Origin of the sequence: Burkholderia sp. MSMB2157WGS, assembly GCF_001532755.1 — a bacterium.
Taxonomy (GTDB): Bacteria; Pseudomonadota; Gammaproteobacteria; order Burkholderiales; family Burkholderiaceae; genus Burkholderia.
Genome location: NZ_LPJG01000056.1, coordinates 1 through 11,031, shown reverse-complemented (window position 1 = coordinate 11,031; position 11,031 = coordinate 1). Strand labels below are relative to the sequence as shown.

The window sequence follows — 11,031 nt, the reverse complement described above, 5'->3', positions numbered from 1 at the left end:
TTCATGGCATGGCCTTCGTGTCCGCTTGGACACATCATGCCGAATTTCTCTACTTTTGCACCGGACTATTTCTTGGGTCAGGGTCAATGGGTCGACAACTGCCGAGCCGGGAAGCAGCCGTCGTAATCTACCGTTTTCGGCGGATATGCGGGATGTTATTCGCAGATTCGCCGTCTCATTTTTTTTGACTATTCGCGCGTAATCTCGACGTAGACGCATTGTTCGATTCAGAATAACCGGACAATGAAGCGAGCGGTATTCTTGGTCAGCCGGTGCTTGTGGTCGAGGTTCGGACGCTCCGCGATTACTCGTTTCAGACGAGATCTGAAATTATGCAGCATTCAACATTCCGAACGAAATCGCTCCGTTGGAAGCATCCGCCGCCGCGCCGTCCACAGGCTCGCCGAATTCTGGTCGCCCCATACCCTCGAGGGTGAGTCGCAACCTTGCCGCGAGTACGGACGACATCAGAACACCGATATGCGTCCTCCCTGCGACCTGCCAGTCGCGGGAGCGCACCAAATTGGCAACGAACCCGACGGCGTTAGTTCGTTGCCCCACGTGCAATTGATTGCGATCTACACGCATGTCGAATAGTCGATTCTGCCCGGCTCACTTACGGCAAAATTGCACAACTACTTCGCAGATATAAGCGGCCCGACAAATTGCTCGAAATGTGGCAGCCAGATGGGGATAGCCTCGTTGACAGTGAACGTGCCGTGACCGTTCTTACCGAAAGGCGGTTCGACAATCATCTGTCTCGTGTCCTCAGCCGTTCGACTACCGGGTGTCGCCGACTTCATAGAAGCGAACTTCAACGTCAATGCCGCTCATCCCGACGACATTCCTCTGCAGCGCGTTCGGTATCCGTAATGGACGCGCCCGTTCAAATTGGAGCATTAAGGAACGGAATCTTCGGCGGCGCAAGTTGCCGCAGGATCGTCAAGTGAACATCCAGTTTGACCTTCTTCAGATGGTCGAGATTCATTTGACCGCCGACAATAAGGGCAGGCTCAAAGCCATACATCTCGTCCGGTTCAAGCGGTCCAAGGTTGCCTACAGCGCGCTTGAATAGCGGCTGCTTCGCGTCGTCCTTAAGGTCACATTCGCTTGGCGTCTTGGCACCGAAGAAAGTCTGTACACGAAAGTCTGGATTTTTCAGCGGGCCTTTTAAGTCCTTCTCCAATGCGATAAGCGAATGCGTCGGGCATGACACCGTCAAGCTCGGCCCGGTCTTCTCGCCCCACGCATACAACTTTCCGAACGCGGTTCGCGCGATGACGTGGTAGCTATCGACCTCTTCGAAGATCGTGTCCTCAAGCCACATATCCAGAACGTCTTCGTACTCGTCGGGATTCACGATCGAAAACAAGCCGTCCGCGTAGGTCGCCCACCCTTCTTCGGACCAGTATTTCAGAAGCTGAGTAGGCAGCTTCTTGTCGAATTTTTCGAAGCTGGCTTGAGGCACCTCGACGCGGCTCGTCGCCTCCCCAAAATTCTCGATAAACAACTCAAAATCTTCATCTCTCATCTCATTCCCTTTCCGCGACAAGGTTCTAGCTTGACGTTCATCAAGGCATCTCCCTTGCCGCTCGAAATGGCGTCCTTAGCACCTCCCTCTATCGTCGAGAGGCGATCGCCCTGATTCCAACTCCCACCGATCGAAGAGTTGACACTGGTGCTTCCCATGCGGGTCGGATCCGGGTTCGCCCAGCCGCCCGCAACCATATCTGGCTCATGCAGCGCTGCAAGCTTGCTTGCAACCGTATTCGCTCGCTCGGTCGCGGCACTCATGGCTTCCTTTGCGCCCATGCCCGAGCTTCTCAATGAATCGTATATGCTGCCTCGAACGTGATCAACAAATTCACTCCGCGTTGCCTCCTGCATCGCGTCGGCCAATGGGTTTCGGCCGACCGCCTTATATGCGTCTCGAGCGGCCTGGAACTCGTTGGCCGTCAAGCTATTGATCGCGTCCTGCTGACCTCGCAGCTGCTTAGCGTATTCTCGCAGATACTGGCGTTGTTCAGCTGCCGATAGCTTTTTAAAACCGCGTTTGTCATAGGGATGGAAACAAGGTACCTTCTTCTCGGGCAACCGCTCTTTCGGTTTGACATGCACACCGGCGTCTTCTTCCGCCTTCCTTGGTACGTCCTCGCCGGGCTTCCTCGGTAACTCCCCCTCCGGCGTGTGCGGCGTTTCGCCTTTCGGTACCGTAGGCGTCTCAGCTGTGGGCGGATGCGGGGACCCCGCCTTTGGCCCGCCAGCAACGTCGGACCCCAACGCCTTCGCAGTTTGCCCTGCTTCCGACTCGACGACTGGAGCGAGCTTTGCGGTTCCGGCAAACTTGCCTGCGTCCGCTATCTTCGCACCTTCATTTACAACCTCAACCCCTCGCCCGACCTTCGCTACGGTCGCCACTCCTTTAACTTCACCACCGAAGGGAATAATTGCGGTAGCTAGGACACCCGCCTTCTCGGCATCAGTCGTGGCTGGCGCTACATCGCCTACATGACCAAACTGCATCATCTTGTCTGCATCACTCGCCAGCTTGTTCGCCCTGCAAACATCGCCGGCCTGGTAAGCAGTCATTGCAGCGCGATTCATTTCATCTGCTTGAATTGCGATAGGCGTCACATTGCCGGTCTCATCGCCAGCGTACTTGCTTGCAGAGACCAATAGGTTCCACACATCCCCAGGAAAATTGACAATCCCCTTCCCGATGCCCTTTACAAACCCCGCGGGATCCTTGCCGGATGCGGCGTCTAGACGATTGAATGTATCTACCGCCGATGAGGTCGCGTCCTTAGTCTTTTGCCACCACGTTCGTTTATCGTTCGCTTCAGCTATCAGCGCTTGGAGTGCAGCGTTTGGTTGACAGGTCGTCGACTGAACCGGAATCGTCTCAGTGGTGATTTTTCCGGGGGCACCACCGTTACCCGACGCGTCGCAGTTAATCTTGCAAGCACTGCCATCCCTCGCCACCTTCTGACCGTTGACGATCACATTGCTTTGACCGGACAGAATCTTGACGTAGCCACCGCCGAGCGAAGTACCGGAGACAACGTGCTGTCCCGCGTCTCCCAAGACGCCATGATGCAAATCGCCGACCCGGTAGACCGGCTTTCCAGCTGCAAAGACGTTAGGTGAGGCGGTCTGCTTGTTATTGATGATCGCATAGCTGTCGAAGGGAACAACGCTATTTCCGACCTTGCAAAAATCGGGCGAAGTGGTGAAAGCCTTCCAGCGATCTTCGTTGGCGATGTGTCGCGATGTGCTGTTGACGGTAGAGGAATTCGCTTGAGCTCCGCCCATTGGATCGCCGGCGCTCGATGAGGTCTGATCAGCCATGTGCGTGCTCCGGCATCGGATTCACGAACGCTGTCACGCCCAATCTCAGAAAATTGACGGGATCGGTCCGATCGAATCGTTCCCTCCATACCAGCGAGACTTGTCGTTCATCGAGATCAATAGCAACGGTATCCAGGTTGAGCGCACCGACCCGCCCTCCACCGTCCCAAGTCGTCATCGCCATCATGACGCGTAGCCTTGGCAGGCGCATGGTCACGCGCCCTTCCGGCAGAAGCCCCGCCATGATGATTATCTCGTCACCGACCAGATAGCCCGGGTAGATCAAATCAGGCGGTGCACTCTGGTAAAAGCGGGGATTGAAATCATTGGGAACGTTTGGGTACACCTCTGCGCGCCAACGATCATCGTACGTTCCAGCGTAGTCGATGCGCGGCGAGCACCAACGCGCAACTGGGCCAAAGCCCTGAGCAGCACATTGCTGCGACGGGTGTCGGACGGGCTGCATTGGGTCCTCAATTTGTGGTGCGGCAAGCAACTTGAGCTTGCCAATCTCGGCAGCAATCTGACTACGTGCATCCTTCGACAGCGTTTTCAACGCTTCGTCGTCTGGCAGCCAACCGCAACCCGCCGGGTTGTCGCGCTTGTAGACATACTCCACTGCGGCTTCTTCTGATTCACTTGCATACGTGCCGCCAAAGGCCAATCGGTAGTCGAGAGGAACAGCGTTCGTTGGTGTGGCCCTGGTCAGACGCCAACCGAACAGTCCTCGAACAAACTGGCGAGGCCCATGTAGCCGCAGGATCTTTTGCATCGACCCCACCTGCAATCCGGCCATCCACTCTGCTCTCATTTCGTCATGCGCGCTGCGAGCGGTGCCCGTCAGATAAACATCGGTGGCAGGCTTATAAAGTACCCGGTCACCCTCGCGCTTAAGCACCGCTTTCAACGGAGCGCTATCGACTTCGCCGTCAAATTCATCACCATCGATGATCGGTTTTTGCTCCGTCGCCAACGTAATAGGCTTACCATCCCGTGAGAAATCAAACGTGCCGCGCACGGCAAGCACGTCGTACGCTGCTCCACCCTCTCCGGTTTTCTCGAACCAGGCGTACGGTAAACCACTGTCATTTGTGATTACAGCCATTGCGCCCCATCATGCAAAGAGTCAATTTCTCAAGCACGCCCACGCTGCGCGACACCCATACTTCTTAACCCGGAAATATACTTAGTCTTCCTTTTTAGATTCAGGGGCTTTTTGGGCCGTACCGGTGTTGAGGTACACGTCGTTAGGGGCGTCCGCATGAATCTTGTTTGCTGCCGGGAGGTGAATTTCTTTCGCTTCAATATGGACTGCGTCAGGCAGTAGAGTAATCTTGGAGGTGCCGCAAATTAGTTCAATACGGTCCCCCGCCTGCATAGTTAGCGTCTTGCCGACTTTCACTTCCCACGACTTTCCGACCACCGTATTTTTTGACAATCCGACTTCTTCGGCCTTCGCCAGCCCTACCATCGTATTCATTGCGCCACCGACAGCGATGTTGTACCCGGCGCCGATTGTGAGTGCCTTGGCAAGCCCGATCGTCTCGGTTGAGGCAAGCGCGATCAGAAGATTCTGCAATCCTTCGATCGTCTCATTTCGATTACCTCCGACCGTCAGGGTCTCGTTGCTACCTACGCGTTCAGTACGATCCACGCCGATCGTGATGGTCTCGTTGTTGTCGACCGTCTCGGTTCGGTCATGACCAACATGCACGGTCTCGTCGTGATCGATGTTTTTCTTTCGATCGTTCCCGACCCAATGCGACTCGTCGTGCTCGACCTCGATACGCTGATCCTTCTCGGCATGCAACCACACCTCTTCGGCACCCTTCTTGTCCTCGAAGCGGATTGCGTTGGCCGTATTGACGTTTCCGGTCTTGGTCGAGCGTGTGAGAATCCCACTCTGCGTCGCGTTCGCCGGCAAACCCCACGGTGGCATGTTTGCCGAGTTGTAAACGCTTGAGATGATCAGGGGACGGTCGGGATTCCCATCGAGGAAAATTACGACCACCTCGTCTCCGATCCGTGGGATCTGGATCATCCCAAATCCGCGACCGGCCCATGGCTGCCCGACGCGGACCCAGCATGAGCTGCCTTGATCGCGTTTGCCCAGTCGATCCCAATGGAACTGCACCTTCACACGGCCCAGGCTGTCCGTGTAGATTTCCTCGCCCTCGGGCCCGACGACGACAGCAGTTTGCGGCCCAATGATCGATGGCTGCTCGATCGTGAACGCCGGACGATAGGGAATCTTCTTGCGAATGCAGGTGAAACTGCACTGATAGGTCGCGGTACCCTCCCCGGCCTGGTAATTATTCGTACCGCTATGCGTCACAGTGGTCAGCAGGAACTGGCGATCTTCCGGCTGGGTGCCGCCGTGGTCGTAGTGGTCGTCGAGCTCGAAATACAGGCAAGGCGACAACCGCCGGCTCGTGCTCGTACCGATGAAAATCTTGCTATGCGCGGCTAGCGCTTGCGTCCTGAAACGCGTCAACGCTTCGCCGCGATCGCTGTCGGGAAAGCCGTGCTCGCCCAGGTAGTCGTAGACTTCGTACGACGGCACGTCTCCCTGGTCGACTTCCGTGCCCCCCGACACATACCTGCGCGCGTGCGGCACCTTGTAATCGAAGGTCTTCAGTCCGACATGCGTGGACTCGAGCTGCCGGCTCGCCTGAAATGTGGTGACCACTGCCAGATTGTCGAGGGCCTCGCCCTTCGTGTACTGCAGCACTGGACTGCGGCCGCCGATCGGCTTTGCGGCAACCGAGTTATCCGTGACGATGAGCTTGTGATCGTCCTTCCCATGCTCGAAGTAGAAAAACAACCCGTCTTCCTGCATCAGGCGCTCGACGAATTCAAGGTCGGTCTCTCGATACTGCGTGCAGTAGCTGCGGTTCTTCGTCGCCTTCGACAGGCGGAATTCGAACGACGCAATTTTCCCGTATTCGCGAAAGACTTTCGAAAGAATTGCTTCGGTATTCTCTTCCTGAAATATCCGGATATCGCGGCTGCGCGAAAGCATCCAGAGCCAAGGGACGATGGTCGCACTGTAGACCGTGAAGCTGCCGTCATGATCGAGGTGCGAGAAGTTAGCCACGTACCCGTGGAAGTACCGCTCTTCCGAACTCGCCAACGCATCGGTCAGCTGTAACGTTATCGTCACAGGTTGGCCGATCAGCTTTTTCAGTTCGATATTCGGATCCTGGGACGCAAGCCGAACGTGGAACTCGAAATTTTGAGATAACCCCTCGGTTCCCTGAAAATCGACGAGCACCAGATCAGACCGCCCTTTCATTGGCGTCTGGATGGTGAACAGCCGGTTGCTCTGTAGCCCAAAAAAGCCTGGAATATCTGACAGTTGCATGGCGCCCTCGGAACCCCGCATCGGAACGGCAGGATATTATTCGTCGTGGGATTTTAAACTGCCTGCCCCCGGGAGGATCAAGTTTTGCGTTTCTTCTTGTACCTAGAATATGGGGACTGAGTCGTACGGAAGGTGAATGGATAACCTGCTGCCCCACTACGAATACGAAGTCGGTCTACTCTTGCGCGGCGTCGCGGAATTTGCCCGGCGTTATCCGAAGATTGGCGCTCGACTCGGCATCGCCAACGGCCAGGGCGACCTGCATGTCGACAGAATGATCCAGACGTTCGGGCTCCTGGCCGCCCGTATCGACGCGAAGCTGGAGGACGCCTACCCCGAGTTCACCGAGTCCTTACTCGAAATGTTGTACCCGCAGTACTTGCGCACCGTGCCGGCCTGCGCGATTGCGCAATTTGATCCAGCTAATTTATTCGGTCAGCTGACGGTGCCCTTCACGATGCAGCGTGGCACTGTGCTTGATGCCAATTCGGCTGCCTGCCGATTTCAAACGGTCTACGACGTGACGCTCTCGCCGCTTCGCGTCCACTCGGCCCGCTTTGGTCCAGCGACGATGGTCCCTGCGGCGGTCCGGCTACCGGCCAATGTCTCTGCAATCCTCTCGATTACATTCGCGAGCGCAACGCCCACCGAGACCTTCAATGAAGCGATACCGTCGGGCAAGGTTCGCCTTCATCTGGCAGGTAGTCGCGCCCGTGTCGCCGCGCTCGCCGACGCGCTGCTGCTCCGCACGACCAGCGCATATGTCGAGGTCGATCATGGCGGTCGCTGGACGGCATTATCAAAAGCCCCGATCGAATCAGTCGGCTTTGGCGAGCATGAGAGGCTGCTCCCGAAAGAATCGTTCAACACGTCGGATGCATTCGACACGCTGATTGAGTCCTTCGCTTTCCCCGAGAAATTCGATTTCGTCGACATCGACCTCGGGCGAATCCGACGCGCGGCGCGGGCGCCGCAAGCACGACACCTAACGTTGCATCTGGCCATTCGCGACGCATCAGCGGAATCGCCTGCCGCCCAGGCGCTGAGCAACCTCGACGCCGCATCGTTCAAACTGTTTTGCACGCCTGTCGTCAATCTGTTCAAGCGAGACGCGACGCCGATCCAACTTACGTCCACCGATCGGGCCTACCCCGTGACGCCCGAGCCCCTCGAGACCGGCACGCCGCTCGACGTGTACTCGATCGACGCCGTTCATCTGGGCGATCGGACGCAGTCCGAACACGAAAAAGGGGCTTCGTCGCTCAGCGCTGCGCCACGAACGGCCGTACTGCCCTACCGCGCGTTGAGCCATGGCCGGCAACCCGATCCTGCCGTCGCTTATTGGACGGCGTTTCGCGATCCGTATGCCGCGGCGGGAAATGCGCGTGGACCTATTCTCCTATCGCTCATCGGACTGGACGGGGCCGCCGCCCAGGTGAGGCATCCCCAAATCGACGTCGACGTCACCGCCACTAACGGTGAACTCCCTTCGCGGCTGCCGATCGGCGCGCCTGATAGCGACCTGGTTCATGAAGGTGCAGCGCTGGCGTGCCCGATCCGGTTGCTGACGCAGCCGACCCTGCCAAGCTCGCATTCGCGCGGACACAGTGCGTTGTGGCGCGTGGTGGCGGGTCTGTCGTTGCACCCTTTCGATCTCACCCAGACCGGGCTGAAGGCGTTCAAGGACTTCTTGCGCTTGCACGCGCCGAGCACGAACATCGTCGCTCAACGCAGCATCGACGCGATCGTCGGACTGGATTACCAACCCGCAATGAAGTGGATGTCGCTCGACGGCCAGTTTCCGTCGTTCGTGCGCGGTATCGAAATCGTGGTATCGCTCGAGGAGAGCGCGTTGCGCGACGTCACATTGCATCTGCTCGCTCGAACGCTCGATCGATTTTTTGCGCCGTATGCACCGACGAACAGCTACGTACAGCTCATCATCCGGTCGTCTCAAACCGGGCAGGAATTGCATCGCTGCCCGGCCCGATCCGGAACCCGGCCGGTCATTTAGTCAGTGCAGATAGCCGACCAAGATCCCGGCGCCGGCACCTGCTTGCAAGCCAACCGTCGTGCCACCCATCAGCAAGATCGCAGGCGCATGCGCAATCGCTATCTCGGCGAGCCACGTCATCGCAGGGTTCGACAACCCGAGGGCAAGCTGCGCGGAATTGATTCCGAGGATCATTGCCGAACCAGCCTTGCCATAGCCGATGCCCACACCACCGTCGAGGTAGACCGTAGCCCCTTGGAAGTCGCTCTTGGTCAGCTCGGTGCCACCGAACGCGGGCGCCATATAGATGAGTCCCGCGCTGTCGAATGACTTGGCAGACCCTGCGCCTCCGACCTCGCGGCCGGCGATCTTGGGAATCTTGAGCTCCGGCAAGGAAAACCGCGGAAGTTTGATCTTCGGAACACGCAGGCCGAAACCGATACCGACGCCTACGCCGCCGTAGTAGAAATCGGTTTCCGTTCCAGCGGGGTCGGCCAGAACGATCGTGCCGCCCGACGCAACGACGAACTCGATGCTGACGCCGCCTGTCGCACCCGTCTTGTAGCTCCAGTTGCTTGGTCTCAGAATTGACACGGCCGATCCTCTCAGATGCTGTTATTTTTTTGGTGCCAGATTCATCGCCGCGAAGAGGATGAATCCAAGACCGAATATCGTCGCCATCAATGTCCAGTTCCACACGGCGCCAAACCGGTCGATCGTCGCGGTGCGGGCCGGCGCCTCGGGCTGGTAAAGGACGGTGACCTTGTCGCCGACCTTGGTGCCGTAGATCATCCCGCCTTGCGGATACGACACGCGCTCGCCCGTTTTTGTCACGAACTCGATTTGTGGGTGGCTCCCGCCGGCATTTAGGCTGACCACCTCGCCCGGAACGGCGATCGCAGTCTGCAAAAATCCTCGCGTGGACCACCCGATGAAAGCCGCGATCACGAGAAAAACGACCCCGATCGCAATGCCTGCAATAGCCTTAGACATGAGCCCTCTCGATTTTTGTCGTTCGACACGCGGCTGCATCCTGTCTGCGTGTCCGAGCGGGATTTTAGCGCATTGGCACTGACTGTCCGGACATCGTGTGAGGCCCGAATGAATTTGCGGGACGACCGCGCCGGCAGGTCAAACTTCACTTTCTGCCGGCTTCATGTCGCCGCTTTCGGCGCGTTTCCTCGGTCGTCGTAATGCTGATGAAATAGCAGCGCGCGCACCAATGCCCGCGACGGATCGTGTTCGGCGTGGCGAACCAGCGGTGGCCGCGCGCGCATTCCCACTCCAACCGGGTTGAACTGTTTACGTAGGTTTTCGAGACGCACTCCCCGCCTCGCTCCTTCGCGATCGCCCGCATCAGATCCATGCCGAGCTTGCCGGCGTCGTGCGCGCACGCGGAGCACCAATGACCGCGGACGATCGCTCCGGGAAAGGCCCACCAACGATGACCTCGCGCGCACTCCCATTCGAGTCGCGTCGCCGCGTTGCGATAGATGCCCGAAAGGCAGCGCCCGCCGTGCGCCTCGGCCAGCTTATGCATGAAACTCATGCCGTATCTCTTCGCTTCATGCTGGCACTCGGTACACCACGATCCACGAAAAATCCGGGCGCCCAACGTCTCGAACTCGTGGCCCGCTTCACATCGAAAACGATAGTGGGCTTTGCTGCCCTCGTAGACCGTAGAGAGGCAGACGCCACCTCGCTCCTCGGCGCACCGCTGTAGCCGAGCCAACCCATCGTGAAGCCGATATCGTTGCACCTTCTTCTGGTTCGAACAGGTCCGGCACCAAGCGCCGCGGACGACTTCAAGACCGACGGTCTCCCATTCATGTCCAGCCGCACAACGGAAACGGTAGCGGTCCGCCAGCTTCGTGTATGTTCGCGTCAAGCACTTACCGCCTTGGGCGCGGGCAGCAGCGCGAATTCGCTTCATTCCGTGGGGATCTGTCATGCGCTTCGAATGTTCGTTGCGTGCGCAAACGACGCACCACGACCCTTTCTCGAGGCTATCAACTGATTTCTCGAACGCATGGCCGGCGCGACAAACAAACTGATAGCGCTTCGCTCGACCTGTATAGCGGTCGGAGATGCAGCGCCCTCCAACCGCCCGCGCCAGCTTATCGAGGCGCCGTAGGGCATCCTCATCCCGACAAGTGGGGCACGCGACCAGGTGGTAGTACAGATGTGAGCCCGAACGGCTCACTTCATGCCCCTTTCGACAGCGAAATCGATACTGGGCATGACCCTGACCCAAGAAATAGTCCGGTGCAAAAGTAGAGAAATTCGGCATGATGTGTCCAAGCGGACACGAAGGCCATGCCATGAA

8 protein-coding genes are annotated in these 11,031 nt (G+C 57.9%); 1 reads left to right on the top strand and 7 read right to left on the bottom strand.

Annotated features, from left to right (window positions below; all coding sequences use genetic code 11):
• Nucleotides 1-886: 886 nt before the first annotated feature.
• The 4 genes from WT53_RS31510 to WT53_RS31495 form a co-directional block, all read right to left on the bottom strand.
• The gene (locus WT53_RS31510) at nucleotides 887-1,531 is read right to left on the bottom strand and encodes a GAD-like domain-containing protein (RefSeq protein ID WP_034206979.1); all 645 of its coding nucleotides are present in this window, start codon (nucleotides 1,529-1,531) and stop codon (nucleotides 887-889) included.
• Nucleotides 1,528-3,348, bottom strand: coding sequence for a polymorphic toxin type 15 domain-containing protein (locus tag WT53_RS33235; RefSeq protein WP_080747755.1), 1,821 nt, complete (start codon nucleotides 3,346-3,348; stop codon nucleotides 1,528-1,530). Before WT53_RS33235 ends, WT53_RS31510 begins: the two co-directional genes overlap by 4 nt.
• Nucleotides 3,341-4,453, bottom strand: coding sequence for a DUF2169 domain-containing protein (locus WT53_RS33230; protein ID WP_052100270.1), 1,113 nt, complete (start codon nucleotides 4,451-4,453; stop codon nucleotides 3,341-3,343). Before WT53_RS33230 ends, WT53_RS33235 begins: the two co-directional genes overlap by 8 nt.
• Nucleotides 4,454-4,534: 81 nt before the next feature.
• Nucleotides 4,535-6,712 (bottom strand): type VI secretion system Vgr family protein, encoded by a 2,178-nt coding sequence (locus tag WT53_RS31495; protein ID WP_052100329.1) that lies wholly within the window; start codon nucleotides 6,710-6,712, stop codon nucleotides 4,535-4,537.
• 136 nt (nucleotides 6,713-6,848) lie between these two features.
• Here WT53_RS31495 and tssF point away from each other — a divergent pair, with 136 nt between their 5' ends.
• Nucleotides 6,849-8,726 (top strand): type VI secretion system baseplate subunit TssF, encoded by a 1,878-nt coding sequence (gene tssF, locus WT53_RS31490; RefSeq protein ID WP_034206978.1) that lies wholly within the window; start codon nucleotides 6,849-6,851, stop codon nucleotides 8,724-8,726.
• Here the strand turns inward: tssF and WT53_RS31485 are convergent, their stop codons facing one another.
• From WT53_RS31485 to WT53_RS34285, 3 genes are all read right to left on the bottom strand, one after another.
• On the bottom strand, nucleotides 8,727-9,299 hold the full coding sequence (locus WT53_RS31485) for a hypothetical protein (protein ID WP_034206977.1): 573 nt from the start codon (nucleotides 9,297-9,299) through the stop codon (nucleotides 8,727-8,729).
• A gap of 21 nt (nucleotides 9,300-9,320) precedes the next feature.
• On the bottom strand, nucleotides 9,321-9,698 hold the full coding sequence (locus tag WT53_RS31480) for a DUF3592 domain-containing protein (RefSeq protein WP_011661390.1): 378 nt from the start codon (nucleotides 9,696-9,698) through the stop codon (nucleotides 9,321-9,323).
• A gap of 145 nt (nucleotides 9,699-9,843) precedes the next feature.
• On the bottom strand, nucleotides 9,844-10,254 hold the full coding sequence (locus WT53_RS34285; protein ID WP_230624910.1) for a hypothetical protein: 411 nt from the start codon (nucleotides 10,252-10,254) through the stop codon (nucleotides 9,844-9,846).
• Nucleotides 10,255-11,031 lie beyond the last annotated feature (777 nt).